This window comes from Streptomyces sp. NPDC002825 (genome assembly GCF_040295385.1).
Taxonomy (GTDB): domain Bacteria; phylum Actinomycetota; class Actinomycetes; order Streptomycetales; family Streptomycetaceae; genus Streptomyces.
In genome coordinates, this window is sequence record NZ_JBEOVH010000005.1 from 261,488 (window position 1) to 288,486 (window position 26,999).

Annotated in this window: 27 protein-coding genes; 17 read left to right on the forward strand and 10 right to left on the reverse strand. The window is 73.4% G+C overall.

Annotated features, from left to right (window positions below):
- Window positions 1-45 precede the first annotated feature (45 nt).
- Window positions 46-645 carry a transglutaminase-like domain-containing protein gene (locus ABT041_RS09705; RefSeq protein ID WP_351181739.1) on the forward strand — a complete coding sequence of 200 codons (600 nt, stop codon included), beginning with the start codon at window positions 46-48 and terminating at the stop codon, window positions 643-645.
- A gap of 40 nt (window positions 646-685) precedes the next feature.
- On the opposite strand, the gene ABT041_RS09710 is transcribed toward ABT041_RS09705, so the two are convergent.
- Window positions 686-1,408: a lysophospholipid acyltransferase family protein gene (locus ABT041_RS09710; protein WP_351181742.1), complete on the reverse strand. Its 723-nt coding sequence runs from the start codon at window positions 1,406-1,408 to the stop codon at window positions 686-688.
- Between the two features lie 223 nt (window positions 1,409-1,631).
- Between ABT041_RS09710 and ABT041_RS09715 the strand changes: the two genes are divergently transcribed.
- The 6 genes from ABT041_RS09715 to ABT041_RS09740 all read left to right on the forward strand — a co-directional run bounded on the left by ABT041_RS09715 (window position 1,632) and on the right by ABT041_RS09740 (window position 8,152).
- Window positions 1,632-1,943 carry a TlpA family protein disulfide reductase gene (locus ABT041_RS09715; RefSeq protein ID WP_030686007.1) on the forward strand — a complete coding sequence of 104 codons (312 nt, stop codon included), beginning with the start codon at window positions 1,632-1,634 and terminating at the stop codon, window positions 1,941-1,943.
- A gap of 233 nt (window positions 1,944-2,176) precedes the next feature.
- Window positions 2,177-2,707 (forward strand): flavin reductase family protein, encoded by a 531-nt coding sequence (locus tag ABT041_RS09720; protein WP_351181987.1) that lies wholly within the window; start codon window positions 2,177-2,179, stop codon window positions 2,705-2,707.
- Window positions 2,708-2,907: 200 nt separating this feature from the next.
- Window positions 2,908-3,693, forward strand: a complete 786-nt coding sequence (locus tag ABT041_RS09725; RefSeq protein WP_351181745.1) for an electron transfer flavoprotein subunit beta/FixA family protein — start codon at window positions 2,908-2,910, stop codon at window positions 3,691-3,693.
- A gap of 56 nt (window positions 3,694-3,749) precedes the next feature.
- Entirely contained in the window at window positions 3,750-4,712 is a 963-nt protein-coding gene (locus ABT041_RS09730; protein WP_351181748.1) for an electron transfer flavoprotein subunit alpha/FixB family protein, read from the forward strand.
- 156 nt (window positions 4,713-4,868) lie between these two features.
- Window positions 4,869-6,161: a DUF6986 family protein gene (locus tag ABT041_RS09735; RefSeq protein WP_351181751.1), complete on the forward strand. Its 1,293-nt coding sequence runs from the start codon at window positions 4,869-4,871 to the stop codon at window positions 6,159-6,161.
- Between the two features lie 71 nt (window positions 6,162-6,232).
- Window positions 6,233-8,152 (forward strand): serine/threonine-protein kinase, encoded by a 1,920-nt coding sequence (locus ABT041_RS09740; RefSeq protein WP_351181754.1) that lies wholly within the window; start codon window positions 6,233-6,235, stop codon window positions 8,150-8,152.
- Between the two features lie 64 nt (window positions 8,153-8,216).
- On the opposite strand, the gene ABT041_RS09745 is transcribed toward ABT041_RS09740, so the two are convergent.
- Window positions 8,217-9,251 (reverse strand): LacI family DNA-binding transcriptional regulator, encoded by a 1,035-nt coding sequence (locus ABT041_RS09745; protein WP_351181757.1) that lies wholly within the window; start codon window positions 9,249-9,251, stop codon window positions 8,217-8,219.
- 152 nt (window positions 9,252-9,403) lie between these two features.
- On the opposite strand from ABT041_RS09745, the gene ABT041_RS09750 reads away from it, so the two are divergent.
- A complete protein-coding gene (locus ABT041_RS09750) occupies window positions 9,404-10,351 on the forward strand; it encodes an ROK family protein (RefSeq protein ID WP_351181759.1) in 948 nt (315 codons plus the stop codon).
- A 149-nt stretch (window positions 10,352-10,500) separates the two neighbouring features.
- Here the strand turns inward: ABT041_RS09750 and ABT041_RS09755 are convergent, their stop codons facing one another.
- Entirely contained in the window at window positions 10,501-10,680 is a 180-nt protein-coding gene (locus ABT041_RS09755; RefSeq protein ID WP_351181762.1) for a DUF8839 family protein, read from the reverse strand.
- A 138-nt stretch (window positions 10,681-10,818) separates the two neighbouring features.
- Between ABT041_RS09755 and ABT041_RS09760 the strand changes: the two genes are divergently transcribed.
- Window positions 10,819-11,853, forward strand: coding sequence for an NUDIX hydrolase (locus ABT041_RS09760; RefSeq protein WP_351181765.1), 1,035 nt, complete (start codon window positions 10,819-10,821; stop codon window positions 11,851-11,853).
- Window positions 11,854-11,973: 120 nt separating this feature from the next.
- On the opposite strand, the gene ABT041_RS09765 is transcribed toward ABT041_RS09760, so the two are convergent.
- Both ABT041_RS09765 and ABT041_RS09770 read right to left on the reverse strand, forming a co-directional pair.
- Window positions 11,974-12,675, reverse strand: a complete 702-nt coding sequence (locus ABT041_RS09765; RefSeq protein WP_502976420.1) for an MBL fold metallo-hydrolase — start codon at window positions 12,673-12,675, stop codon at window positions 11,974-11,976.
- Between the two features lie 96 nt (window positions 12,676-12,771).
- On the reverse strand, window positions 12,772-14,136 hold the full coding sequence (locus tag ABT041_RS09770; RefSeq protein ID WP_351181768.1) for a dipeptidase: 1,365 nt from the start codon (window positions 14,134-14,136) through the stop codon (window positions 12,772-12,774).
- 406 nt (window positions 14,137-14,542) lie between these two features.
- Between ABT041_RS09770 and ABT041_RS09775 the strand changes: the two genes are divergently transcribed.
- Window positions 14,543-15,802 carry a geranylgeranyl reductase family protein gene (locus ABT041_RS09775; RefSeq protein WP_351181993.1) on the forward strand — a complete coding sequence of 420 codons (1,260 nt, stop codon included), beginning with the start codon at window positions 14,543-14,545 and terminating at the stop codon, window positions 15,800-15,802.
- A gap of 95 nt (window positions 15,803-15,897) precedes the next feature.
- On the opposite strand, the gene ABT041_RS09780 is transcribed toward ABT041_RS09775, so the two are convergent.
- A complete protein-coding gene (locus ABT041_RS09780) occupies window positions 15,898-16,401 on the reverse strand; it encodes a nitroreductase family deazaflavin-dependent oxidoreductase (protein ID WP_351181771.1) in 504 nt (167 codons plus the stop codon).
- 130 nt (window positions 16,402-16,531) lie between these two features.
- Here ABT041_RS09780 and ABT041_RS09785 point away from each other — a divergent pair, with 130 nt between their 5' ends.
- The 3 genes from ABT041_RS09785 (at window position 16,532) to ABT041_RS09795 (ending at window position 19,423) form a co-directional block, all read left to right on the forward strand.
- Window positions 16,532-17,227, forward strand: a complete 696-nt coding sequence (locus ABT041_RS09785) for a TetR/AcrR family transcriptional regulator (protein ID WP_351181774.1) — start codon at window positions 16,532-16,534, stop codon at window positions 17,225-17,227.
- A 301-nt stretch (window positions 17,228-17,528) separates the two neighbouring features.
- Window positions 17,529-18,761 (forward strand): sensor histidine kinase, encoded by a 1,233-nt coding sequence (locus tag ABT041_RS09790; RefSeq protein WP_351181777.1) that lies wholly within the window; start codon window positions 17,529-17,531, stop codon window positions 18,759-18,761.
- A complete protein-coding gene (locus tag ABT041_RS09795) occupies window positions 18,758-19,423 on the forward strand; it encodes a response regulator transcription factor (protein ID WP_351181780.1) in 666 nt (221 codons plus the stop codon). The genes ABT041_RS09790 and ABT041_RS09795 overlap by 4 nt, the downstream gene beginning before the upstream one ends.
- Window positions 19,424-19,427: 4 nt before the next feature.
- Here ABT041_RS09795 and ABT041_RS09800 read toward each other — a convergent pair whose 3' ends face one another.
- Window positions 19,428-20,903: an MFS transporter gene (locus tag ABT041_RS09800; protein WP_351181783.1), complete on the reverse strand. Its 1,476-nt coding sequence runs from the start codon at window positions 20,901-20,903 to the stop codon at window positions 19,428-19,430.
- A gap of 87 nt (window positions 20,904-20,990) precedes the next feature.
- Between ABT041_RS09800 and ABT041_RS09805 the strand changes: the two genes are divergently transcribed.
- Both ABT041_RS09805 and ABT041_RS09810 read left to right on the forward strand, forming a co-directional pair.
- The gene (locus ABT041_RS09805; protein ID WP_351181786.1) at window positions 20,991-21,389 is read left to right on the forward strand and encodes a MarR family winged helix-turn-helix transcriptional regulator; all 399 of its coding nucleotides are present in this window, start codon (window positions 20,991-20,993) and stop codon (window positions 21,387-21,389) included.
- A gap of 73 nt (window positions 21,390-21,462) precedes the next feature.
- Window positions 21,463-21,858, forward strand: coding sequence for a DUF3224 domain-containing protein (locus tag ABT041_RS09810; protein ID WP_351181789.1), 396 nt, complete (start codon window positions 21,463-21,465; stop codon window positions 21,856-21,858).
- Window positions 21,859-21,979: 121 nt separating this feature from the next.
- Here ABT041_RS09810 and ABT041_RS09815 read toward each other — a convergent pair whose 3' ends face one another.
- Window positions 21,980-22,726: a maleylpyruvate isomerase family mycothiol-dependent enzyme gene (locus ABT041_RS09815; protein WP_351181996.1), complete on the reverse strand. Its 747-nt coding sequence runs from the start codon at window positions 22,724-22,726 to the stop codon at window positions 21,980-21,982.
- Between the two features lie 34 nt (window positions 22,727-22,760).
- On the reverse strand, window positions 22,761-23,978 hold the full coding sequence (locus tag ABT041_RS09820) for an MFS transporter (RefSeq protein ID WP_351181792.1): 1,218 nt from the start codon (window positions 23,976-23,978) through the stop codon (window positions 22,761-22,763).
- A 128-nt stretch (window positions 23,979-24,106) separates the two neighbouring features.
- Between ABT041_RS09820 and ABT041_RS09825 the strand changes: the two genes are divergently transcribed.
- The gene (locus tag ABT041_RS09825) at window positions 24,107-25,333 is read left to right on the forward strand and encodes an ROK family protein (RefSeq protein WP_351181795.1); all 1,227 of its coding nucleotides are present in this window, start codon (window positions 24,107-24,109) and stop codon (window positions 25,331-25,333) included.
- Between the two features lie 73 nt (window positions 25,334-25,406).
- On the opposite strand, the gene ABT041_RS09830 is transcribed toward ABT041_RS09825, so the two are convergent.
- Window positions 25,407-25,880 carry an SRPBCC family protein gene (locus ABT041_RS09830; protein ID WP_351181798.1) on the reverse strand — a complete coding sequence of 158 codons (474 nt, stop codon included), beginning with the start codon at window positions 25,878-25,880 and terminating at the stop codon, window positions 25,407-25,409.
- A gap of 293 nt (window positions 25,881-26,173) precedes the next feature.
- On the opposite strand from ABT041_RS09830, the gene ABT041_RS09835 reads away from it, so the two are divergent.
- A complete protein-coding gene (locus ABT041_RS09835; protein WP_351181801.1) occupies window positions 26,174-26,950 on the forward strand; it encodes an SAM-dependent methyltransferase in 777 nt (258 codons plus the stop codon).
- Window positions 26,951-26,999: the final 49 nt, after the last annotated feature.

A 26,999-nucleotide genomic window follows, 5' to 3' on the forward strand; every position in this document is an offset into this window, starting at 1 on the left:
GAAAGTCATTGACTCCGTCCGGCCGTCTTCGTAGGGTCGTCCCGCATGGAACTCATCCAGCAGAACCCTGACATCGACGCCTACCTGGCGGTGAGCGAGTCCGTCGACCATGACCACCCGCTCGTCAGGGAAATCTCCGAACGCCTCGCCGACGACCATCCCGACGCATACTCATACGCCGAAGCGGCCTATGTCTTCGTCCGCGACGCCATCCCGCACTCCATGGACTCCGGCGACCTCCGCGTCACCTGGCGCGCCTCCGACGTCCTGGAGCAGCGCAACGGCATCTGCTACGCCAAGTCCCTCGCGTACGCCGCGCTGCTGCGGGCCCGCGGCATCCCGGCCGCACTCTGCTACCAGCGGCTCACCGAGGACGACGGTTCGGACCCGGTCGTGCACGGCCTGGTCGCCGTCCTGCTGCCCGGCGAGCGCGCCTGGGCCCGGCAGGACGTACGGGGGAACAAGCCGGGCATCGACGCCCGGTTCTCGCTGGAGGAGGAGAGGCTGGCCTGGACGGTACGGCCGGAGCTCGGAGAACTGGACTACCCCGAGCTCCACGCCGAGCCGCACCCGGTCGTCCTGGACGTCCTGAGGGCCGCCCCGGACCGTCCGACCCTCGACCGGACGCTGCCGGCCGAGCTCTGACCTCCCGGGGCGGCCCTCAGGGCGGGGAGAAACGGTTCCGTCAGCCGGCTTCCTTGACCTGCGCCGGCGTCGGAGCCGTACCGCCGAGGTGCGCGGGGATCCACCAGGTGTCGCTCGCGTCCTTCGGCCGCACCGGGTAGGCGCGCTGCGCGGCCTCCAGGAGCTCCTGGACGCGCTCGCGCAGCCGCCGGGTGATCGCGCCCGCGTACTGGTCGGCGGGAGCCTCCACCGGCTCGCCGACGCGGATGGTCACCGGGATGTGGCTCCGCTTGAAGTTCCGCGGCCGGCCCTTCGTCCACAGCCGCTGGGTGCCCCACAGCGCCATCGGGATCAGCGGGACGCCCGCCTCCTGCGCCAGACGCGCCGCACCCGTCTTGAAGCTCTTCAGCGTGAAGGACTGCGAGATGGTCGCCTCGGGGAAGACGCCGATGATCTCGCCGGCCCGCAGCGACTCCAGGGCGTGCTTGTACGCGTGCTCGCCCTGGGCGCGGTCCACCGGGATGTGCTTCATGCCGCGCATGAGCGGACCGGAGACCTTGTGCTTGAAGACCGAGTCCTTCGCCATGAAGCGCACCAGGCGCTTCTGCGGGAGAGCGGCGAGACCGGTGAAGATGAAGTCCAGATAGCTGATGTGGTTGCTCACGAGCACCGCGCCGCCGGTCCGCGGGATGTGCTCCGAACCCTGCGTGTCGATCTTCAGGTCGAGCGCCTTGAACATGGTCAGAGCGGCGCCGATGACCGGTCGATAGACGAGTTCTGCCATCGGAGAGGAACCTCTTCTTCATGTGCCCGGAGCGGGTTCTCCCGGCGAAGTTACGCGGCCGTAGGTTTTCGGCTTTGGGCAGATCGTGCCCCATGTGCGGCCCCGTGACCAGTCCAGACGGCTTCGGACGGGGAGATTCTCGTCACTCGCGGTGGTCGTGGCGGGAATCGTCCGGCTCCGTGGGACGCTGCACCGGAGGAACGGCAGAGCGAAGGGGAACGGTATGACGGAGGTCCTGGGACCGGAGGCGCTGGGCGCCGCACTGGGGGAGCGGGCCACCCTCGTCCAGTTCTCGACGGCCTTCTGTCAGCCCTGCCGTGCCACCCGCCGCACCCTCGCCGAGGTGGCCGCGATGGTGCCGGGCGTGGGGCACGTGGAGATCGACGCCGAGGAGCGCCTGGACCTGGTGCGCGAGCTCGGCATCGCCCGTACCCCCACCGTCCTCGTCCTCGACGCCGCCGGACGGGTCGTCCGCCGGGCCGCCGGACAGCCCCGCAGAGCCGACGTCATCGCCGCACTGGGCCGGGCGGTCTGACGGGCGGTCCGGCGCGAGCCCGGCCCTGCCGTCTGACGCCGTGACACTTCTCCCACATCCCGGTACGCACTTGACTGCACCGTCCAACGATCGTCACCCTGACGGAGTGCCTATAGAACTCCTTCTCTACGGGCGGGCCCACGTGGACCTGGCCCGCAACGCGAGCGCGCGCTGTCCGGGTGTCTGACCACCCCAGGACCCCTCTCATGACGCCCTCGCAGAAGGACAACTCCATGACGGTTTCGCCGGACCTCCAGCTCAGTACCGTTCCCACGATCGGCGCACCCCGGCAGGCCTCTCCCGATCTGCTCCGCTCCGTCTTCCGCCGGCACGCGGCCGGAGTCGCGGTGATCACCGCACACGGCGAACGCCCCGTCGGCTTCACCGCCACCTCCCTCAACTCCGTCGCCGCCGAGCCCCCGCTGATCTCCTTCGGCGTCGGCACGACCTCCTCCAGCTGGCCCGTGGTCTCCGAGGCCGAGTTCATCGGCGTGCACATACTCGGAGAGCACCAGCAGGAGCTCGCGGCCACCTTCGCGCGCAGCGGCGCCGACCGCTTCGGCGAGGGGACCCGCTGGAGCGTCGGCCCCGAGGGCGTCCCCGTCCTCGACGGCGTCCTCGCCTGGCTGGTCTGCCGCGTGGTGGCCCGGGTGCCCGCCGGTGACCACCGGATCGTCATCGCGCAGGCGGTCGCCGGGGACCCGGACGGGGTGGGCCGGCCGCTCCTCTACCACCACGGCCGCTTCAACGCACTGCGCGACTGAGAGTTCCCGTACGCGCCGCTCTCCGCGCGTTGGCAAGGTCACATGCCTGAGCGCTTGCTCAGCGGTAACGAACTGGGTGTACTGACGAGTAATATTCCGGTCGGGGCGTCTGGCGCCCCGACCGGAAACCCGCCCTTCAGGCGCCTATGCTGCGAGCAACAAGGCAGCCCAGTTATGACCGATGCAGTAGGAGAGCCGGCGTGAGCTTGAGGATCGTTGTCTGTGTGAAGTACGTGCCCGACGCCACCGGCGACCGGCACTTCGCCGATGACCTGACCGTCGACCGCGACGACGTCGACGGCCTGCTGTCGGAGCTCGACGAGTACGCCGTCGAGCAGGCCCTGCAGATCGCCGAAAAGGCCGACGGCGCCGAGGTCACCGTGCTCACGGTCGGTCCCGAGGACGCCAAGGACGCGCTGCGCAAGGCGCTCTCCATGGGTGCCGACAAGGCCGTCCACGTCGAGGACGACGACCTGCACGGCACCGACGTCATGGGCACCTCGCTGGTGCTGGCCAAGGCCATCGAGAAGGTCGGCTACGACGTCGTCATCGCCGGTATGGCCTCCACCGACGGCACCATGGGCGTCCTCCCCGCGATCCTCGCCGAGCGCCTGGGCGTCCCGCAGGTCACCCTGCTCTCCGAGGTCGAGATCGAGGGCGGCGTCGTGACGGGCCGCCGTGACGGCGACACCGCCTCCGAGCAGCTGGAGGCCTCGCTTCCGGCCGTCGTCTCCGTGACGGACCAGTCGGGCGAGGCCCGCTACCCGTCCTTCAAGGGCATCATGGCCGCCAAGAAGAAGCCGGTGGAGTCCCTGGACCTCTCCGACCTCGGCATCGAGGCCGAGGAGGTCGGCCTGGAGGGTGCCTGGACCGCCGTCGACTCCGCTGCCGAGCGCCCGGCGCGCACCGCGGGCACGATCGTCAAGGACGAGGGCGAGGGCGGCAAGCAGCTCGCCGAGTTCCTCGCGAGCCAGAAGTTCATCTAAGGCTCCCGCGAGCCGCTCAGACCGCCCCCTTTTCGTTCGCAGGAGATTGAAGTCCCATGGCTGAGATTCTCGTCTACGTCGACCACGTCGACGGAGCCGTCCGCAAGCCCACCCTGGAGCTGCTGACCCTCGCCCGCCGCCTCGGCGACCCGGTCGCCGTCGCCCTCGGCAACGGCGCCGCCGACACCGCCGCCGCGCTCGCCGAGCACGGTGCCGTGAAGGTCCTCACCGCCGACGCCCCCGAGTTCGCCGAGTACCTCGTCGTCCCGAAGGTCGAGGCCCTCCAGGCCGCGTACGAGGCGGTCTCCCCGGCCGCCGTCCTGGTCCCGTCCTCCGCCGAGGGCAAGGAGATCGCCGCCCGCCTCGCGGTGCGCATCGGCTCCGGCATCATCACCGACGCCGTCGACCTGGAGGCCGGTGACGAGGGCCCGGTCGCGACGCAGTCCGCGTTCGCCGCCTCCTTCACCACCAAGTCCCGTGTCTCCAAGGGCACCCCGGTCATCACGGTCAAGCCGAACTCGGCCCCCGTCGAGGCCGCCCCCGCCGCCGGCGCCGTCGAGGCGCTCTCCGTCTCCTTCTCGGAGAAGGCGCACGGCACCAAGGTCACCGCCCGCACCCCGCGCGAGTCGACCGGCCGCCCGGAGCTGACCGAGGCCGCGATCGTGGTCTCCGGCGGCCGCGGCGTCAACGGCGCCGAGAACTTCGCGATCATCGAGGCGCTCGCCGACTCGCTCGGTGCCGCCGTCGGCGCCTCGCGCGCCGCCGTCGACGCCGGCTGGTACCCGCACTCCAACCAGGTCGGCCAGACCGGCAAGTCGGTCTCGCCGCAGCTGTACATCGCCTCCGGCATCTCCGGCGCGATCCAGCACCGCGCGGGCATGCAGACCTCGAAGACCATCGTCGCCATCAACAAGGACGCCGAGGCTCCGATCTTCGACCTCGTCGACTACGGCGTCGTGGGCGACCTCTTCGACGTCGTCCCGCAGCTCACCGAAGAGGTCAAGTCCCGCAAGGGCTGATGACCTGCGGTTCTGTCGGTCCCGGGGGCCGCACGGCGATCTGTCGCCGTGCGGCCCCCGGCCGTTTCGGACAACCATTGACTCAGGTCCCGACGGCCTACTAACTTCGCTATACGGATTGTTGATTCCGTGCAGCGGAAAACAGGAGGATGCAGGATGGGTCAGCAGGAGAAGGTGTCGACGAGCCTCGCGGGCGCGGTCAGCGAGGGCATCAGCGCCTCCCTCGCAGCGGTGGACGCCGAGCTCGACCGGCGCTACCCGGGGGACCCCGGCACCCGCCAGCCCGTCCACACCGTCTACGTCCCTGGCAACGTCTTCGACGCCGGAACCATCCGCTCCTGGGGTGACCAGGCCCTCGCCGCCCTCGACGAGCACGCCCCCGACGCCGCCTCCTTCGCCGCCGTCCTCGGCCTCTCCGACGACCTCGCCGAGGACGTCTACGGCCGTGTGCGCGCCAAGCTGGAGCGCGAGCCCATCGAGGACCTCCGCGTCGACTTCGAGGACGGCTACGCCGGTACGGACGAGGACCAGGACGCCGCCCGCGCCGCCCGCCTGATCTCCGAGGCGTACAAGAACGGCACCGCCGCCCCGTACATGGGGATCCGGATGAAGTGCATGGAGTCCGCCGTACGCGACCGCGGCATCCGCACCACCGACGTCTTCCTCACCGGCCTCCTGGAGAACGGCGGCCTCCCCGAGGGCCTCGTCCTCACCCTCCCGAAGGTCACCTACCCGGAGCAGGTCTCCGCCTTCGTCCGCCTCCTGGAGGCCTTCGAGAAGACCCACGGCCTGGACGCGGGCCGCCTCGGCTTCGAGATCCAGATCGAGACCAGCCAGTCCATCCTGGCCAGCGACGGCACCGCCGCCGTCGCCCGCATGATCGGCGCCGCCGAGGGCCGCGCCACCGGACTGCACTACGGCACCTTCGACTACAGCGCCTGCCTCGGCGTCTCCGCCGCCTACCAGGCCAGCGACCACCCGGCCGCCGACCACGCCAAGGCGATCATGCAGGTCGCCGCAGCCGGCACGGGCGTCCGCGTCTCCGACGGCTCCACCAACGTCCTCCCGGTCGGCTCCACCGAGCACGTCCACGAGGCCTGGCGCCTGCACTACGGCCTCACCCGCCGCGCCCTCGCCCGCGCCTACTACCAGGGCTGGGACATGCACCCCGGCCACATCCCCACCCGCTACGCCGCCGTCTTCGCCTTCTACCGCGAGGGCTTCGAGACCGCCGCCAAGCGCCTCTCCGCCTACGCCAACCACGCCGGCGGCGACGTCATGGACGAGCCCGCCACCGCCAAGGCCCTCTCCTCCTACCTGCTGCGCGGCCTCCAGTGCGGCGCCCTCGACGGCGCGGAGGTCGACGCCCTCACCGGAATGACCCGCGCCGACCTCGACCGCTTCGCCGCCCCGCGCCGAGGCGACCTCACCGCCAACACTGATCGCTAAACGGTCACTTTCCCGCCAACTGCCCCGTACTCTTGTCGAGTTCATATGATCGACAGGGGGACGGGGCAGCGGTGTCATCGGGGGAGAACGGGCGGATCGCGGACCGCTACAGAATCGTGCGGCAGCTCGGACGCGGCGGCATGGGCGTCGTCTGGCGGGCCGTCGACGAGGTCCTCGGCCGTGAGGTGGCCGTCAAGGAGCTCCGTACGTACTCGGACGCGGCCGCGCCCGAACTGGCCGACCTGCGCCTGCGGATGACCCGCGAGGCCCGCGCCGCCGCCCGGGTCCGCCACCCCGGAGTCGTGGCCGTCCACGACGTCACCGAACACGAGGGCCGGCCCGTCATCGTCATGGAGCTCGTCGACGGGCCCTCCCTCGACGACGTCCTCGGCGAACGCGGCACCGTCGCACCCGCCGAGGCGGCCCGCATCGGCGCCCACGTCCTGGAGGCGCTGGCCGCCGCGCACGACGTGGGCGTCCTCCACCGGGACGTGAAGCCCGGCAACATCCTGCTCGACCGATCGGGCCGGATCGTCCTCACCGACTTCGGCATCGCCACCATGGAGGACCCCGGCGACGGCTCCGCGACCCATCTCACCCGCAGCGGTGAGATCGTCGGTTCCCTCGACTTCCTCGCCCCCGAGCGCGCCCAGGGCCAGGACCCGGGGCCCGCCTCGGACGTGTGGGCGGTCGGAGCGACCCTGTACGCGGCGGTCGAGGGCTCCTCGCCCTTCCGCCGTACGTCGACCTGGTCGACGCTCGCCGCCATCGTCACCGAGCCCCTCCCGGAGCCCCGCCGCGCCGGACCCCTCGCCCCGGTCCTGCTCCGCCTCCTGGACAAGGACCCGGCCGCCCGCCCGACGGCACGGGAGGCGGCGCGACTGCTCGCGGGGGTCCAGGCCGGGCCTGGGGCGGCCCAGGAGACACCCGTTGCCGAGGTGCCCGGAGTGGACACGCCCACCGGGGAGGCGCGCATCGGGGAGACGCCCGCTGGGGGGACGCCCGGCGTGGAGTCGTCCGTGCCGCACCCGTACGCGAGTCCCGTGCAGCCCAACCCGTACGTCGGCGCTGCCGCGGGCACGCCCCCGATTCCGCCGCTCGCCGGCGCCTTCGGTCCGGCCCTCCCCGTGCCGCCCGTACAGCTCGACGCGGCCACCGGCGGCCGCGCAGGGGCGCGAGCCGCCCGGCGCGCGGGGGCGAAATCGCGCCGGGGGAACGTACTGGTCGCCTCCGCCGTGGCCGCCGTCCTCCTGGCCGGCGGAGGCATCACGTACGCCCTCATGGACCACGGCCACAGCCCGCGGGCCGGCGGCGAGACCCAGCAGGACGGGGGTCAGGGGGCCACCGGGGGCGACCCCGGCCGCGTCCTGGACCCGGGGACCAGCGCCGCGCCGTCGGGGCAGCCGAGCGGCACGGCCGGCCCCTCCGCCGTTCCCACACCCTCCGGCCGGGAGTCGGGCGCGGCGGCCGGCGGAGCACCGGCGACCGCCGGTCCCGGCACGGACGGCTCGGATCCCGGCTCGGCGGCGGGCGGCTCGGCTGCGGGCGGCGCCGGTTCGGACACCGCGTCAGGGGCGGGCGGCGGAGGCGGCGCGACGGCCCCGGGCACGACCGGCGGGGACACCACCACGACCGGCGGCACGAGCACGACCGGCGGGTCCTCCGGGGGCGGCACCACCGCCGCTCCCACCACCGAGGTCCCGCCGCCCTCCTCCGGCTGCACCGCCTCCGGCTCCTCCGCGACCTGCCAGGTCGTCAGGAGCGCCATTACCACCCGGTACGACGGCGGGGAGATGGGCACGGTGGGCGCGGGACCGCACGCCTTCTACTGCCAGGTCGACCTCGACCGGACCGAGACGTACGGCGGAAGCACCAGCCGCTGGTTCGCCCGCACGGACGACGACAGCGGCAACACCAACGTCTACCTCAGCGTCCTCCACCTGTCGGGCGGCGCGGGCGGCGGCCCGGTGGCGGGCCTGCGGGTCTGCTGAACTCGCGCCCACCCGCAGGACCCGCCCCACCTGCGGCATCGGCCGAGCCGCCGGGCGACGGAGCTCAGACGGCCGGCGGTGCGATCTCGCCCGATCCGCGGGCGAGCAGCGTCGTGCCGAGCACCAGCCGCTCCGGCGCCTCGTCGGCACCGTCGAGGCGCCGGAAGAGGCGCTCGGCCGCCGTCCTGCCGAGGGCGGCGGCGTCCTGGGCGACGACGGTGACGCCGAGCAGATCGGCCAGTTCGATGTCGTCGAACCCGACCAGGGCGACCGGCCGCCCGTGCCGGGCGAGGGCCCGGACCACGGTCACGGTGACCCGGTTGTTCCCCGAGAACAGGGCCGTCACGGGTTCGGCCGCCGTCAGCATCTCCCGTACCGCCGTGCTCACCCGCTCCGGAGCGGTGGACCCGAGGGAGACCCAGTCGTCCCGGACCGGCAGGCCCGCGTCCTCCATCGCCGCGCGGTAGCCGCGCAGCCGCTCGGCCGCCGTGTGGATGCCGGGACGGTCGCCGATGAAGCCGATCCGGCGGTGGCCGTGCGCGATCAGATGGGCCACGCCCGCGCGCGCCCCGCCGAAGCTGTCGGAGAGGACGGCGTCGGCGTCGATCCGCCCGGCCGGCCGGTCGACGAAGACCGTCGCGACGCCGGCGCGTATCTCGGGCTCCAGATACCGGTGGTCGTCGCCGGCGGGGATGACGATGAGACCGTCGACCCGGCGCGCGCAGAGCGCGAGCGCCAACTCCTGCTCCCGGTCCGGGTCCTCGGCGCTCGAACCGTTGATCAGCAGGGCCCCGTGCGCCCGCGCGACCTCCTCGACCGCCCGGCTGAGCGGCCCGTAGAAGGGGTCGGCGAGATCCTCCAGGACCAGACCGACGGTCGCCGTCCTGCCCTTGCGCAGAACCCGCGCGCTGTCGTTGCGGCGGAAGCCGAGCGCCTCGATGGCCTCCCGGACCCGGCGCTCCGTGTCCGGGGTGACGCCCGCTTCGCCGTTGACGACCCGGGACACCGTCTTGAGGCCGACGCCCGCCCGGGCGGCGACGTCCTTCATCGTGGGCCGATTGCCGTAGCGGGACTCGATGCGGCGGGCGATGTCGGCCACGGTGCGTGGTTCCTCCGAAGACGTGGTGCGGGGTGTCGAGTCGATCTCGGTTCGAGCATAGAGCCTGGACAACGTTGTCATCCCAGGAAAGACTGTGGAGACTGTACGGAACGACCTGCCGCCCCCGGCCGCCGACGGGAGACCCGCCACCCATGCCCACCGACCCCGCCACGGGCCTCGTCGCCGCCCTCGACATCGGGGGCACCAAGATCGCAGGCGCCCTGGTCGACGGCGAGGGCCGCATCCGTGTCCGCTCGCGACGAGCCACGCCCGCGCGTGAGGACGGCGAGACGGTGATGGCGGCGGTCGAGGGGGTCCTCGCCGACCTCGCGGCCTCCCCGCTGTGGGACTCAGCCGGGGCCGTCGGCATCGGCAGCGCGGGCCCGGTCGACGCCTCCCGGGGGACCGTCAGCCCGGTGAACGTGCCCGGCTGGCGCGACTACCCGCTCGTCGAACGGGTCCGCCGGGCGACGGCGGGCCGACCGGTCACCCTCGTCGGCGACGGCGTCGCCATGACGGCCGCCGAGCACTGGCTCGGGGCGGCCCGGGGTCACGACAACGCCCTGTGCCTCGTGGTCTCCACGGGCGTCGGCGGCGGGCTCGTCCTCGACGGCCGCGTCCACTCCGGACCCACCGGCAACGCCGGTCACATCGGCCACGTCCCGGTGGACCTGGACGGCGAGCCCTGCGCGTGCGGCGGACGCGGCTGCGTCGAGCGCATCGCCGCCGGCCCGCACCTCGCCCGCCGCGCCCTGGAGAAGGGCTGGCGGCCCGGCCCCGACGGGGACGCCTCCGCCGCCGCCGTGGCCTCCGCCGCGCGCGCCGGGGACCCGATCGCCGTCGCCGCGTTCGAACGCGCGGCCCAGGCGCTCGCGGCCGGCATCGCCGCCACCGCCGCCCTCGTCGAGATCGACGTCGCGGTCGTCGGCGGCGGGGTGGCGGGCGCCGGCGAGGTCCTCTTCGCCCCGCTCCGCCGCAGCCTCCGCACCTACGCCACGCTCTCCTTCGTCCGCAACCTGACGGTCGTCCCGGCGGCCACGGGCACGGACGCGGGCCTCGTCGGCGCGGCGGCGGCCGCGATGGCCGCCCCGGTCCGCTGATCCGGGGCGCCTCCCGCGCCCGGCTCACTCGGGGGCGTGACGGTGGCCGACCAGGTCCGCTGATCCGGGACGCGTTTCTTCCGCGCCCGGCTCACCCCGAACCCGGATGGCCGCCGCCCGGTCCGCTGATCCCTACTCGCGCACCCGGCTCATTCCCGTACCCGCTCCGGCGACCGCTGCTCCACGATGACCAGGAACGCGTCCGACTCCAGGTCCATCACGACCCGGGCCGGCACCCCCTCCTGGCGCCGCGCGCCGGCGAACTCCTCCGCCGGCCAGCTGCCCCGCGGGCCGCCGGCCGGAAACCGTTCGAGAACCGTACGACTCATCTCCGCACCCCCTCGTGCTTGCCGTTATCAACGACGGCCGCCCAGAAGTGTCACGCACATGCCGAGACATGTGTTCGTGGTTTCCGTGGCAGGGTGTTGCGGGCAAGCCACTGGGGGCTAGCGAAGAGGGGGAAAGACGTGATCGTCTGGATCAACGGTACGTTCGGCGCGGGGAAGTCCAGCACCGCGCGCGAACTGGTCGATCTGATCCCGAACAGCACCCTGTACGACCCCGAGCTCACCGGCGGGGGGCTGCGCCGGCTCCTCCCGGCCAAGCGGCTCGCAGAGGTCGAGGACTACCAGGACCTGCCGATCTGGCGCCGTCTGGTCGTCGACACCGCCGCCGCCCTGCTTGCCGAGGTCGGCGGCGTCCTCGTCGTCCCGATGACCCTGCTCCGCCAGGAGTACCGGGACGAGATCTTCGGTGGGCTCGCCGCGCGCCGGATCGACGTGCGCCATGTGCTGCTCGCCCCGGAGGAAACGATCCTGCGCGAGCGGATCGACGGCCGGTCGGAGTACGGCGATCCCGAGGTCGACGCACGCGTACGGGAGTGGTGCCACCAGCACCTGCCGCCGTACCGAGCCGCCCTTGACTGGCTCGCCGCCGACGCGTACACGCTCGACACCTCGGCACTCACGGCGGCCGAGGCCGCCCGGGCCGTCGCCGACGCGGTCCTGGCCGGGCAGGTCGAGCCCTGCGGCATCGTCCAGACGCCCGAGCCGACCGGGGAGACCCTCGCCGCCGGCGTCCTGCTCTTCGACGAGCAGGACCGCTTCCTGCTCGTCGACCCCACGTACAAGCCCGGGTGGGAGTTCCCCGGCGGGGTCGTCGAGCCCGGCGAGCCCCCGGCGCGGGCCGGCATGCGGGAGGTGGCCGAGGAGATAGGCCTCGAACTGGACGCCGTACCCCGCCTGTTGCTCGTCGACTGGGAGCGTCCGCAGCCCCCCGGGTACGGCGGGCTGCGCCTGCTCTTCGACGGCGGCACGCTCCGTACCGCCGACGCCGAGCGGCTCCACCTCCCCGGCGCCGAACTCCGCGGCTGGCGGTTCGTCACCGAGGAGGAGGCGGAGGAACTGCTGCCGCCGGTCCGCTACCGCCGCCTCCGCTGGGCACTCCGCGCGCGCGAACGGGGCACGGTCCTCAACCTGGAGGCGGGCGTCCCGGTGGGCTGACGACGCCCCTGGCGGGCCGGCCCCGACAGCAGGCCCTGCGCCCTCGACGGCGGGGGCGGCCGGCGGGCCGGCCCCCACGGAGGGTCCCCGGCGGGGCGACCCCGGCGCCCGTGCCGCTCCCTAGGCCTGAGCCTCCGCCGCCGCCACCGTCAGCCGTTCCGCCGTGTTCGTCGTCACCGGTGCACCGTGCCCGCAGCACAGCACCGAAGGGGACAGCTTCGCGAGGGTGCGCATCGACTCCAGGGCGAGGGCGCGGTCGACGTGGAAGACGCCGAACATCACGTCCGGCACCGAGGTCACCGTGTCCCCGCTGAACAGCACGCCGTGGCGCGGCAGATGGACGGCGATCGAGCCAGGCGTGTGACCGGGGGAGTGGACGACCACGGCGCCGCCGCCGAAGCCGAGCTCCTCGCCGTCCTCGACCTCCCGGTCGACCCGGGTCGGCGGCGCCTCGGGTGACGTCAGACCGTGCGCGAAGATCGGGCGCTCCCAGTCCAGGAGGTCGGGCTCAGGGATCGGGGCCTCGCCGCGGATCACCGGCGCGTCGAGCCGGTGCGCGAGGATCTCGGCCGCGTGCCGGTCCGCGAGCTCCTGGGCCGAGCCCACGTGGTCCCGGTGACAGTGGGTCAGCACGATCCGGCGCAGCCGGGCCGGGTCCAGGCCGGCCGACCGTATCGCCGCGTCGATGCCGTCCGCCGTCCCGGCCCAGCCGGCGTCGATCAGGGTCAGCTCCTCCTCGTCCTGCCACAGGTAGGCCTGGCCGATGGAGAAGTCGAGGAGGTGAAGTCGCGGGGTGATCCGGGTGAGTTCGATGGGTGCCATACGGCGAACCTACGCATCCGCGCAGGTCCGCCGTGTGTTTCTACGCGCTCGGCGAGCTTCGCCGAGCGCTGAACCGGTCCGGTGTCAGATGCTCCGTCAGACCTGCTTCGACCGTGCGTAGTTGACGAGGAAGTGCGCCTCGGCCACCGACAGCCGCTCCAGCTCCTCCGGCGAGACGGACTCGTTCGGCGCGTGGATCTGCGCCTCGGGCTCGCTCAGACCGATGAGGAGGATCTCCGACTCCGGGTAGAGCGAGGCGAGGGTGTTGCACAGCGGGATCGAGCCGCCCATGCCCGCCGTCTGCATCTCCTCACCGGGGTACGCGATCCGCATCGCCTCCGCCATCGACGCGTACGCCGGGCTCGAGGTGTCCGCCTGGAACGGCTGGCCCTGGCCGACCTGCTCCAGGGAGACCCGGGCGTCCCACGGCGTGTGCTTCTCGATGTGCGCGAAGAGCAGCTTCGTCACCTCGGCCGCGTCCTCGCCCGGCGGCACCCGCAGGCTGATCTGCGCACGGGCCGACTTCGGGACCGACGGGGTCGCGCCGGCCACCGGGTGGGCGTCGATGCCGATGACGGTGACCGCCGGGCGCGCCCAGATCCGGTCGGCGACGGTGCCGGCGCCCGGCAGGGACACGCCCGAGAGCACCTTGGCGTCCTGGCGGAAGTCCTCCTCCGGGTATTGGAGGCCCTCCCACACCTGGTCGCTCGCGAGGCCGTCGATGACGGTGGAGCCGTCGGGGCCCCGCAGCGAGTCCAGGACGCGGATCAGCGCGGCCAGCGCGTCGGGCGCGGCACCACCGAACTGACCGGAGTGCAGGTTGCCCTCGAGGGTGTCGATCGTGACCCGGATCATCGTCATGCCGCGCAGGGTCGCGGTCACGGTCGGCAGGCCCACGCGGAAGTTGCCCGCGTCGCCGATCACGATGGCGTCGGCCGTCAGGAGCTCGGGGTGCTGCTCCGCGTACCGCTCCAGACCGCCGGTGCCCTGCTCCTCGGAGCCCTCGACGATGACCTTGACCGTCACGGGCACCCCGCCGTTCGCCTTGAGGGCGCGCAGCGCGAGCAGGTGCATGATGAAGCCGCCCTTGCAGTCGGCGGTGCCGCGCCCGTACCAGCGGCCGTCCCGCTCGGTCAGCTCGAACGGCGGGGAGAGCCACACGGACTCGTCCAGCTTGGGCTGCACGTCGTAGTGCGCGTACAGGAGGACGGTCGGCGCGCCGACGGGGCCGGGCAGGATGCCGTACACGGCCTGCGAGCCGTCGGGGGTGTCGAGCAGCGCCACGTCCTGGAAGTCCTCGGCGCGCAGGGCGTCCGCGACCCAGTTGGCCGCGGCCTCGCACTCGCTGCGGGGCGCCACGGCCTCGTCCGCCACCGACTCGAAGGCCACCAGCTCCGTGAGCTCGGCCTTGGCCCGGGGCATGAGTGACCGGACGGTCTCGGCGATCGGATTCGAGGTCATGGGCACGCTCCTGATGGGTGCGACGTTACGACGTGGGGACGGGCGTCCGCCGTATGTCGTGGTACGCCGAACGCACCGTCGATCCTACGGGCGGCCCCCTGGCTACCGCGCCGTAGGATGCGTCAGGAGCAGACCACCGGTCGGATCAGGAGCAGAAGCACACGTGAGCAGCGAGCAGGCAGAGAACGCCGGTCCGGAGCACACCGAGCCCGGAGGCGCGGCTCCTGAGGCCGCCGGAAGCGCCGCCGGAAGCGCCGACGGGAGTGCCGCCGGAAGCGCCGAGGAGAGTGCCGCCGGCAGCGGCGACGGGAGTACGGACGCGGAGCCGGCGCGCCTCCCGGATGACGCGGCGTCGGACGAGGCCGCGGCCCCGGCGGCCGACGAGTCCGCCGAGGTCTGGGACGTCGTGGTGGTCGGCGCCGGACCGGCCGGCGCGTCCGCGGCCTACGCGGCGGCGGTCGCGGGCCGCCGGGTGCTGCTCCTGGAGAAGTCGGAGCTGCCCCGGTACAAGACCTGCGGCGGCGGCATCATCGGCCCCTCGCGCGACTCGCTCCCGCCGGGCTTCGAACTGCCCCTCCAGGACCGGGTGCACGCCGTCACCTTCTCCCTGGACGGCCGGTTCGCCCGCACCCGCCGCTCGCGCCGGATGCTGTTCGGGCTCATCAACCGTCCCGAGTTCGACGCGCAGCTCGTCGAGCACGCGCAGAAGGCCGGCGCCGAACTGCGGACCGGTGCCACGGTGAGCCGGGTGGAGCAGCACGGCCCTGCCGTGCCGGACCGGCGGACCGTGGCCGTCGTCCTCGCCGACGGGGAGACGATCCTGGCGCGCGCGGTCGTCGGCGCCGACGGCAGTGCCAGCCGGATAGGCGCTCATGTGGGGGTGAAGCTCGGCCAGGTCGACCTGGGCCTCGAGGCGGAGATCCCCGTACCGCCGTCCGTGGCGGAGGACTGGAAGGGGCGCGTCCTCATCGACTGGGGTCCGATGCCCGGCAGTTACGGCTGGGTGTTCCCCAAGGGCGACACGCTGACCGTGGGCGTCATCTCCGCGCGCGGCGAGGGCGCGGCGACCAAGCGGTACATGGAGGACTTCGTCGCCCGGCTCGGTCTCGCCGGCTTCGAGCCCACCATCTCCTCCGGCCATCTGACGCGCTGCCGCACGGACGACTCGCCGCTCTCCCGCGGCCGGGTCCTGGTCTGTGGTGACGCGGCCGGTCTCCTGGAGCCCTGGACGCGCGAGGGCATCTCGTACGCGCTGCGCTCGGGCCGTCTCGCGGGCGAGTGGGCGGTGCGGGTCGCCGAGTCGAACGACGCGGTCGACGCGCGGCGCCAGGCCCTGAACTACGCCTTCGCCATCAAGGCGGGACTCGGTGTCGAGATGGCCGTCGGGCGACGGATGCTCGCCGTCTTCGAGCGGCGTCCGGGGCTGCTGCACGCGACGATAACGGGACTGCGGCCGGCCTGGAACGCCTTCGCCGACATCACCCGCGGCTCCGCCTCGCTCGGTGGCATGGTCCGCTCGAACGGCATGGCCCGGCGGGCCCTGGAGCTCCTCGACAAGCGGATGGACACCACGTCCGGTGTCGGCCCGGCGGGGCGGGGCGTCAGCGCGCGCGAGCGGACGGCGTCCGAGCCGGAGGGGACGGAGGCCTCCCAGGAAGAGGTCTGAGGGTCAGATCCGTTCGGCCGGTCAGGCCCGCCAGATCCGTCTGATCCGTCTGATCGTCCGATCCCTTCGCTACGGGCTCCGCTGCCCCGGCCCCTTCAGGCCGCCGGGGTGGCGGAGCCCGTCGTCGTGATGCGGAAGACGGGGTGCTTCGGGGCGATGGCCCGCAGCTCCTGCTCGGAGGAGTCGGGGCCGACACCGTCGAAGAAGACGCCGACCTCGGCCTTCCAGCGCTTGAGGTAGGCGCGGAGCAGAGCGGGCTTGTCGTCGTCGCCGACCTCGACGGCGGTGAACTCCTGCACGTGCTTGCCGAGGTGGAGCTGCCCGCCGCCGGCGGCCCTCATGTTGTGGGTCCACTGGACGTGGCCGCGGGGAGCGACGAGGTACTGGGCGCCGTCCACCGTCAGGAGGTTGACGGGGGTGCGGCGCCATTCGCCGCTCTTGCGGCCGCGGACGGCGAGGACGCGGGAGCCCCAGACGCTGATGCCACGGCGGGTCATCCAGGCGACGGCGCGGTTGAAGACGTTCACCGTGAACCAGCCGGGCTTCTTGACGTGGGTGGCGGGGGACGAGCCGGCGGGCTGGGCGGGCTGAGCGGACATGGAAGCCTCCTGCGGCTATGAAGTGTGAGCACTGCTCTCGCTTGAGATCAGTGTGCACGGTCCGGTGCTCGCAAGCAAGAGCAGTGCTCTTGTTTCGTTCCAGTGCTCCGAAAGTGGCACACTGCTCTCCATGACGACCGTTCGAGGAGCTCGCGCCCGCGCCCGCATCGAGATCACCGCCGCCATCAAGGACGAGGCCCGCACCCAGCTCGCCGCCGAAGGCGCCGCCAAGCTGTCCCTGCGGGCCGTCGCCCGCGAACTCGGCATGGTGTCCTCCGCGCTCTACCGGTACTTCCCCAGCCGCGACGACCTACTCACCGCCCTCATCGTCGACGCCTACGACGCCGTCGGCGCCGCCGCCGAACAGGCCGCCGCCGAGACCGAGGGCCGACGCCCCCTCGACCGCTGGACCGCCGTCTGCCGCGCGGTCCGGGCCTGGGCCGTCGCGCACCCCCACGAGTACGCCCTCATCTACGGCTCCCCGGTCCCCGGCTACAGCGCTCCCCAGGACACGGTCGTCCCCGCCTCGCGCGTCGGCCTCGTCCTCATCGGGATCGCCCGCGAAGCCCACACGGGCGAGGGCATCGCCCTTCCCCCGCTCGCCGACCCCCTGCGCCCCGAGGCCGTCCGCATCAGCGCCGACATCGCCCCGGACCTCCCGCCGGCCCTCGCCGTCGCGCTCGTCGCCGCCTGGGCGCAGCTCTTCGGCCTCGTCTCCTTCGAGGTCTTCGGCCAGTTCCACCGCGTCGTCGAGGACCGGGACACCTTCTTCGCCACGGCGGCCCGCCGCCTGGGCCAGGACGTGGGCCTGCTTCCGCGCGGCTGACGCGCCGTCCGGGCCGGGACGTGGGCCTGCTTCCGCGCGGCTGACGCGCCGCCCGGGCCGGGACGTGGCTCTGCTCCCGCGCGGCTGACGCGCCGCCCGGGCCGGGACGTGGGCCTGCTTCCGCGCGGCTGACGCGCCGCCCGGGCCGGGACGTGGGCCTGCTCCCGCGCGGCTGACGCGCCGCCCGGCGCGGTCCGGACGCCGGCCCCGTCCCGCACGGCCGCCTACTCCCGCGGGAGTACGGGTGACCACCCCGCCGGGCTGACGTGCGGGCCGTGTGGCCCCGGCTAGCGTGACCGGTATGGACGCCGGTATGCACAAGGAGCGGCCGCGCGGGCCCTGGGGACGCTGGGAGCGCGGCGACGGACCGCCCTGGAGGCGGTGGGAGCGCGGCAGCGGCCTCCCCTGGCGTTCGACGGTGCTGATCGCCGTACTCGTCATGGCGGGAACCGGGTTCGCCGCACGGAACCAGCCGGGCAGGGAGACGCTCGACGCGGCCGGCCGGGTCCTGCTCCTGCTCGGCGCGGCCCCGCTGCTGTTCCGTCACCGCAGGCCCGTGCCGGTGGTGTTCGCCGTCGCGGCCGTCACCCTCGGCTACCTCGCGGCGGGCTACCCGTACGGCCCGGTCTTCGTCATGATCGCCGTGGCCTGCTTCGCGGCCGTCGTCCACGGTCACCGGACCGCCGCCTGGTGGGCCATCGGCCTGCTGTGGGCGGGCCATCTGCTGCTCTCGCACTGGCTGTACCGATGGCTGCCGCCACCGGGCGACGGGCCGGCGCCCTGGGGGCAGGAGCTGCCGGCCGCGGCGTTCGCCGTGGCGGTGCTCGCCGCCTCCGAGGTGGTCCGGATCCGGCGCGAGCAGTGGGCGCAGCAGCGGGCCGAACGGGCCGTCGCGGAGCGGCGCCGCGCCGACGAGGAACGGCTCCGCATCGCCCGCGAACTCCACGACGTCCTCGCCCACTCGATCTCCGTGATCAACGTGCAGGCCGGCGTCGGCCTCGCCCTCCTGGACTCCGACCCGGAGCAGGCCCGTACGGCGCTGACCACCATCAAAGCGGCCAGCAAGGAGGCGCTCGGCGAGGTGAGGCAGGTCCTCGCCACGCTCCGCACCCCGGGCGAGGCCCCCCGCGCCCCGGCCCCCGGCCTCGACCGGCTGCCCGAACTCGTCGAGCAGGCCGCCGCGGCGGGGCTCACCGTCACCGTCTCGACGAGCGGCGCCCCGGCCGGCCTTCCGCCCGGGGCCGACCTCGCCGCCTTCCGGATCGTCCAGGAGGCGCTCACCAACGTGGTGCGCCACTCCGGCTCCCGTACGGCCCGCGTACGCATCGAGAACGGCCCGGGAGTCCTGGAGCTGACCGTGGACGACGACGGCCCCGCCACCGGCACGGAAGCAGGGGGCAGCGGCAACGGACTCGCCGGGATGCGGGAGCGGGCCGCCGCCCTCGGTGGCACCATCGAGGCGGGCGCCCGCCCGGACGGCGGCTTCCGCGTCCATGCCGTACTCCCGCTGCGCCCGGAGGGAAGCACCCCGTGATCCGTGTCCTGCTCGCCGACGACCAGTCGCTGGTACGGGCGGGGTTCCGCGCGCTGCTCGACGCGCAGCCCGACATCGAGGTGGCCGGCGAGGCCGCCGACGGCGACGAGGCGGTCGACCGGGTCCGCGCCCTGCGCCCCGACGTCGTCCTGATGGACATCCGGATGCCGCGGCTCGACGGTCTGGAGGCGACCCGGCGCATCACCGACGACCCGGACCTCGCCGAGGTCCGGGTCGTCATGCTGACCACCTTCGAGCTCGACGAGTACGTCTTCGAGGCGATCCGCGCGGGAGCCTCCGGCTTCCTGGTCAAGGACACGGAGCCGGACGAACTGCTGCGGGCCGTGCGCGCCGTCGTCCACGGGGACGCGCTGCTGTCCCCGGGCGTCACGCGCCGGCTCATCGAGGAGTTCGCGGCCCGCTCCAAGGCCCCGGCCTCGACGGCGGCGCTGGGCGCCCTGACCGAGCGGGAGCGGGAGGTGATGGCCCTGGTGGGCATCGGCCTGTCGAACGAGGAGATCGCCCGCCGCCTGGTCGTGAGCCCCCTCACCGCCAAGACCCATGTGAGCCGCGCGATGGTGAAGCTGGGCGCCCGGGACCGGGCCCAACTCGTCGTCCTGGCCTACGAGTCGGGCCTGGTCCGTCCCGGCTGGCTGGGCTGAGGGCTCAGTCGCGGACCGCGACCTCGGTCGCGGCCTCCTCGACGACGGCGGATCGCGCCACCACGACCGACTCGCGCGACCGCCGTACCTTCCGCAGCCCGGGCAGTGTGATGAGCAGCCCCGCCAGCGCGACGACCGTGACCACGGCGAGCCCCGGCCGGAAGCTGTCCAGGACGGCCTGCGGGGAGGCGTCGGCGGTGTGACCGTCCGCGGTGATGACGGCGGTGGTCACGGCGAGGAAGAGCGCCCCGCCGACCTGGATGGAGGTGTTGAGCAGTCCGGAGACCATGCCCTGTTCCTCATCGGCCACGCCGTTGGTGGCCTGGATGTTGAGCGAGGGGAAGATCAGGGCGCAGGCCGCACCGATCAGCAGCATCGACGGCAGGATCACGGCCGCGTACTGGGGGGCGAGCGAGATCCGCAGGAAGAGCACGTACCCGACGACGAGGAAGAGGAAGCCGGACGCGATCACACGGGGGGTGCCGAACCGGTCCACGATCCCGCCGATCTTCGTCGACGACAGCGCGACGAGCACGCCGGCCGGCAGGAAGGCGAGCGCGGTCTGGAGCGCCGACCAGCCGAGCAGTGACTGCATGTACTGGGTGACGATGAACTGGAAGGCGACGTACGAGCCGAAGAAGGCGGCCGCGCCCAGCTGGGCCCGGACCTGCGGGCCGGAGCGCAGCACTCCGAGGCGTACGAGGGGACTGGTGCTGCGCCGCTCGATCAGGACGAAGGCGGCGAGCAGGGCGGCGACCACCAGGAAGGACAGCAGGCTGCGGGCGGAGGCCCAGCCCTTCTCGGGGGCCTGGACGACGGTGAAGACGAGCAGCAGCATCGCGGCCGTGCCGGTGACGGCGCCCGGCAGGTCGTAGCCGCCGGAGGAGTTCTCACGGGCGCTGTGCGGGATGAGGCGCAGCGCGAAGACGAGGGCGAGCAGGGCGACGGGCGCCGGGAGCAGCATGGTCCAGCGCCAGCTGAGCTCCGTGAGCAGCCCGGACAGGACGAGGCCCATGGAGAAGCCGGTGGCGGCGCAGGTGGTGTAGATGGACAGGGCCCGGTTGCGCTGCGGGCCCTCCTTGAAGGTCGTGGTGATGATCGACAGGCCGGCGGGGGCGGTGAAGGCGGCGCTGAGCCCCTTGACGAACCGGCTCGCGATGAGGAGGGGCCCGGAGTCGACGAGCCCGCCGAGCAGGGAGGCGAGCGCGAAGACCGCGAGGGCGACGAGGAAGACCTGCCGCCGGCCCAGGAGGTCGGCAGCGCGGCCGCCGAGCAGCAGCAGGCCTCCGTAGCCGAGGATGTAGCCGCTCACGATCCACTGGAGGGCGGCGGTGGAGAGGCCGAGGTCGGTGGCGATCGAGGGCAGGGCGACGCCGACCATGGAGACGTCGAGGGCGTCGAGGAACATCGCGGCGCAGAGGACGAGGAGGGTGCCCCAGAGGCGCGGACTCCAGCGTTCGGCGGTGAGCGGAGAGGTCATGCGCAGCACAGTACATGCACATGCATTGAATGCAAGTGCATTTAATTCCGATGCAACAAACGGCAGGGTCTCTGCTACCGTGCGGTCATGGCAGCGAACAAGTCCGAACGCGCGCTCGTGGACGAGTGGCGTGACGTCCTCGCCCTGCACGCCCGCACGACCTGTGAGCTCGACCGGGCGCTGCAGCCGTACGGGCTCGGCGCCAGCGACTTCGAGGTCCTCGACGTCCTGGCCGAGGGCGTGGCCGGGGAAGGCCCCGCCGCCTGGCGCGTCCAGGAACTCGCCGGCCGCGTCCACCTCAGCCAGAGCGCCCTCTCCCGGCTCGTCGCCCGCCTGGAGAAGGACGGCCTGGTCCTGCGCGGCATGTGCCCCGAGGACCGGCGCGGTGTCCAGGTGAAACTCACAGAGAAGGGCGTCGCCCGCCACGCGGAGACGCAGCCGATCCAGCGCGAGGTGCTGACGAGGATGCTGGACGGCGCCCCGTAGGGGACGGGTGGATTGTCAGTGTCGTGTGCAAGGCTGCTGCGCGATACCGACGATCGACATCGGAGGGGTGCGAATGAGCACGAAGACCGGCGGAACGTTCGAAGTGACGTCCTTCGAACCGGAGGCGCTCGACGAGGCCCCGGGCGCCGCGCTCGGCCGCGTACGGATCACCAAGACCTTCCAGGGCGGCCTGACCGGCACCAGCACCGTGCACATGCTGTCGGTGGCCGACATCGAAGGCGGCCCTGTCGCCTACGTCGCCGTGGAGCGATTCACCGGCGAACTCGACGGCCGCAAGGGCTCCTTCGTCCTCCAGCACACCGCACCGGGCAGCCACGGCGAGCGGCTCACGATCCGCGTGGTCGAGGGAACGGGCTCGGGCGACCTTGCGGGAATCGCGGGTGACCTGGAGATCATCCAGGACAAGGACGGCGGTCACTCCTACGTCCTGGACTACACGCCGGCCTGACCCGGCCGCCGAGCCCGCACCGAACGTGCCCTCGCGTTTCGGGTGGACCGTTTCGGCACGAACTGCGCGATCGCTGAAAGCCGAGCCGAGCCGAGCCGAAGGTCGATGGAACGGGCGGCGCTCAGTTCCAGGTGATCGCCGAGGTTTCCCGCCACAGGCGGGCGAGGTCCTCGTCGCCCGCCAAGGTGATGGAATCGAGGGGCAGGCGGTTCCACAGGGTCAGGTACAAGCGGGCCGCGGGGCCGGTCAGTTCGGTGTCCGCCGGGGGAGTCGTGCCCCGCTCCGTTCGGGGCGGGGCTGTCGGGGACAGGTGGACGGTCCAGACGTCACCCGTGTCCGTGGCGCGCACGCGCAGGGTGCGCGGCTCGGGGGTGTGAACCCGGCTGCGGTCGCGTGCGTGGAAGGCGACGAACAGTTCGTCGACGCCGTCCGCGGCGACCGCCGGATCCACCGGCCCCGGACCGGTCGGGAGCGCGGACTCGGCGTCGGCGCGGTGGACGGTCGTCTCGTGGGCCTGTCGCCGGGCCCAGAAGGCCAGCGGGGAGGGTGCCGGGAGGAAGCTCCAGCACTCCAGCGTCTCGGGCGCCGCGCGCAGGGCGGCGACCAGGCGCGCGTGCCCCTCGCGGAAGTACGTCAGCAGCTCCTCCCCGTCGAGTGCCGTCTCGCCGTCGCCCGGGTGGAACTCGGTGCGGCCCTCGGCCACGAAGGTCGTGGCCCAGCGGTGCACCATCGCCGTGTGCCGCACGAGGTCCCGGACCTGCCACCCCGGGCAGGTCGGAACCTCGGCGTCGAGGCCCGCCTCGGCCGCCGCGTCCGCGAGGCCGCGACCGGCCGCGTCCAGCGCCTCGATGTGCTCCGTGATCTTCAGGGTCTCCATGGGGTGCATTCTGGCATCCTCATGATCAACTCGCCCTGTCCATACCCGCGTTGCGCGCCCAGTACCCCATCGCCGCCGCACCGCCCGCCAGCAGCGCGACCGTCGTCAGGGCCACCGGCAGGGAGAGCCAGTCGGCGAGGAAGCCGATCGAGGGCGGGCCGAGGAGCATGCCGCCGTAACCGAGGGTGGAGGCCGTCGCCACCCCGCCGGGTCCGGCGATCGCGCCGGCGCGGGCCACGGCGACCGGGAAGATGTTGGCGAGCCCGAGGCCCGTGACGGCGAAGCCGAGCAGCGTGGCCCACACGCTCGGCGCGAGCGAGCCGAGCAGCATCCCCAGGGCGGCGACGGCACCGCCGGTGACCAGGGTGCGGGTCTGGCCGAGGCGTTCGAGCAGTGCGGTGCCGGAGAGGCGCCCGGCGGTCATGGTCAGCGCGAAGACGGAGTACCCCGCGGCGGCCACGCCCGGATGGGCATGCAGGTCCTGCGTGAGGTGGAGGGCACCCCAGTCGGCCAGCGCGCCCTCCCCGTACGCCGTGCAGAGCGCGATGACACCGAAGACGAGCACCGTACGGCGCGCGCCGGAGGGCCCGGAGCCGGACGGCGCCGGAAGGCTTTCGGGAACCACGGGGGAGGGGTGACGCAGGAGTACGGGTCCGGCGGCGGCGGTCAGGGCGAGACCGACCACGGTGAGGCCGAGGAGATGACTCGTGGGGGACAGGCCCCCGGCGAGCAGTCCGCCCAGGCCCGCGCCGAGCATGCCTCCCAGGCTGAACGCGGCGTGGAAGCTCGGCATCACCGGCCGCCGCAGCGCGGCCACGAGATCCACGGCCGCGCTGTTCATGGCGACGTTGATCCCGCCGTACGCGGCGCCGAAGACGAGCAGGACCAGACCGAGCGCAAGCGGGGACCGGGTGAGCGCGGGAAGGGCGACCGACAACGACAGCAGGACACCGGTGGCGACCGTCACGGCGTGCGAACCGTACCGACGGCAGAGCCGCCCGGTCAGCGTCATCGTGATCACGGCGCCCGCGGACACCCCGAGGAGGGCGAGGCCCAGGTCGCCGGCAGAGGCGCCGGTCTGCTGCTTGACGGCGGGGATCCGGACGACCCAGCCGGCGAAGAGGAAGCCGTCGAGCGCGAAGAAGAGGGTCAGGGCGGAGCGGAGGCGGGACAGGGAGCGGGTGGCGGTGTCTCCGCCAGGGCCCCCCGATACGGCCGTCCGTACTTTGTTTAGTAGCGGCACAAACTCAGGATAGGGCCCACCGGCGGCGGCAATCAAGCGCACCTCCCGCGCCGAGCCCTCAGGCGCGGCACCCGCCCGCCTCGGCCCGGGGGCCACCCCACCGGCCCGATCATGGGAGACTCACCCCCATGAACGGCAAGGCGACGACGACCCGGACACGGCTGGACAGGGGGCGTAACGCGCTCGGCCCCGCGCTGGAGCTGGTGCACACCGGCAGGGCCCCGACCCGCGCCGTCCTCACGGCCGAACTCGGCGTCACCCGCGCCACGGCCGGCGCCGTCGCGGCCGAGCTGGAGGCCCTCGGCCTCATCCGCGTCGACTCCAACCCCGGTGCCGCCGCGGGCTCCCAGGGGCGCCCCTCGCACCGCCTGGCCGTCGACGAGAAGGGTCCCGTCGCCCTCGCCGCCCAGGTCCACGCGGACGGCTTCCGCGCCGCCCTCGTCGGCCTCGGCGGCACCATCGTGGCCACGGCCCCCGGCTGCGTCACCGTCTCCGCCGACCCCGCCCAGGTCCTCGGCGCCGTCGTGGACGCGGGTGCCGCGCTGCTTGAGGAGAGCGGCCGCCGCTGCGTCGGCGCGGGCCTCGCCGCCCCCTCCGCCGTCGCCGAACCCGAGGGCACGGCCCTCAACCCGCTCCACCTCGCCTGGCCCGCCGGGGCCCCCGTCCGGGAGATCTTCGCCGAGCGCGTACGGGCCGCCGGCATCGAAGGCCCCGCGTTCACCGGCAACGACGTGAACCTCGCCGCGCTCGCCGAGCACCGCCACGGCGCGGGCCGCGGCGCGCGGGACCTGCTCTGCGTGGCGACGGGCCACCGAGGCGTCGGCGGGGCCCTGGTCCTCGACGGCCGCCTCCACACCGGCAGTTCGGGCCTCGCCCTGGAGGTCGGGCACCTCACGGTGAACCCCGAGGGCCGCCCCTGCCACTGTGGCAGCCGCGGCTGCCTGGACGTCGAGACGGACCCGCTCGCGTTCCTCACGGCGGCGGGCCGGGTCCCCGGCCCCGAGGTCTCCCTGCTCCAGCAGTCCCGCGACCTGCTGCGCACGAGCCCGGACGACCCGGGCGTCCGGGTCGCGGTCGGGGAGCTGATCGACCGCCTGGGCCTGGGCCTCGCGGGCCTGGTGAACATCCTCAACCCGGACCGGATCATCCTCGGCGGACTCCACCGCGAGCTCCTGGACGCGGACCCCGAGCGGCTCCGTGCGGTGGTCGCGGACCGCAGCCTGTGGGGCCGCAGCGGCGGGGTGCCGATCCTCCCCTGCACCCTGGACCACAACAGCCTGGTCGGCGCTGCCGAACTGGCCTGGCAGCCGGTACTGGACGACCCCCTGGCCGCCCTGGGCCGCGAGGCGGCCTGAGGGGCGACCTCACGGCCCTGGAGCGCGACGGCCCGAGCTGCGACCTCACCCCCCGGCCGTACCGGGGAAGGCGTCACTGCCCAGGATCGGGACGCCCCTCGGCAAGCGCGGCGAGCCGGTCGAGGGCCATCCGCGTGCCGGTCTCGTTGTCGGCGGCCGGCACGGCGTCCGGGACGCCTTCGTGGACGACCCGCACCTCGGTGCCGCTCCCGATCTCGGTCAGCCTCGTCGTGAGGATCATGGTGCCGTGCAGCAGGGGGTCGGGCGTCTCGAACTCGATGCTCTCGACGACCCGTTCGTACGGCACGAGCTCCAGGAAAGTGCCGTGGTAGGTGTCCGTGCGCGCCCCCGACTTCCCGGCCCCGTCGGGTGACTCGTACCGCAGCGACACCCGGAAGGCGCCTCCTTCGCGCGCCTCGAAGGCGTGGACCTCGCAGGTCATGCCGTACGGAACCCGCCAACGGGCGACGGCGTCCGGATCGAGGAGCAGGCGGTAGACGACCGAGGCGGGGGCGTCGACGTGACGGGACACGCGCGTGGTGTACACCCCTCCAGGCTAGGCCGTCTCTTCCGGATCTTGCCTGACCGCGACGCCTGGCACCGCACCTCGCCGCGTTGTCGGGCCCGCCCGAGTACGTCCAGTAATCGGGCGACCCTCCGCCTTGCGATGTGTCCCCTCGGCCCTGGCGGGCCTGGGGAGACCCCAGGCACCAGACGCCGCGGGCTCAACCGGCAAGATCCGGAAGAGACGGCCTAGCCGCGCACCGGCGCGTAAGCCCTCAAGGCGAACGCCGGAAAACCGCTACGCGGCGGACGGCGCACGCCGTAACGTTCCGCCTCGTGACTTCTCCAGACTCCGCAGTCGAACTCCCCCCGCGCCTCGGCAGCCTCACCTTCCACGGCCCCCTCTCCGAGGCCCGCGCCACCCGCATGATCGAGCGGCTCGCCGCCTCCAGCCCCGCCGCTGTGCTCGACATCGGCTGCGGCTGGGGCGAGTTGCTCCTCCGCGTCCTGGAGGCGGCCCCCGCCGCCGAGGGCATCGGGATCGACATCAACGCCGAGGACCTGGCCCGCGGCCGGGCCCTCGCCGAGAAGCGCGGGCTCACGGACCGCGTGACCTTCGTCGAGGAGTCCGCGCTCGGCACCGACCGCGGCCCCGTGGACGCGATCCTCTGCCTCGGGTCCAGCCAGGCGCTCTGCGACCCGGAGCTGCCGTACGACCCCGCCGCCGTCCTGCGCGAGCTGCGCCGGCTCGTCCGGCCCGGCGGGCGGGTCGTGCTCGGCGAGGGCTTCTGGGAGCGCACGCCGACCGGGACGGAGCTCGCCGGGATGTGGCCCGGCGCGACCGCCGGCGACCACCTCTCCCTCGGCGCCCTCGTCGACCTCGCCATCGAGGCGGGGTTCCGGCCCGCGTGGATCGAGACGGCGAGCGCGGAGGAGTGGGAGGAGTTCGAGTCCGGCTACCGGTACGACACCGAGGTCTGGCTCGCCGCGAACCCCGAGCACCCGCTCGCCGCCGAGACGCGCGAGCGCGTCGACCGGCAGCGGTCCAGCTGGCTGAACGGCTACCGGAACGTCCTCGGCATCGCCTACCTCACCCTGGTCGCGGTGGCGTAAGCGCGAGCGCAGCGCGGTGGCCCGAGCGCGACGCGGCGGCCCGACCGCC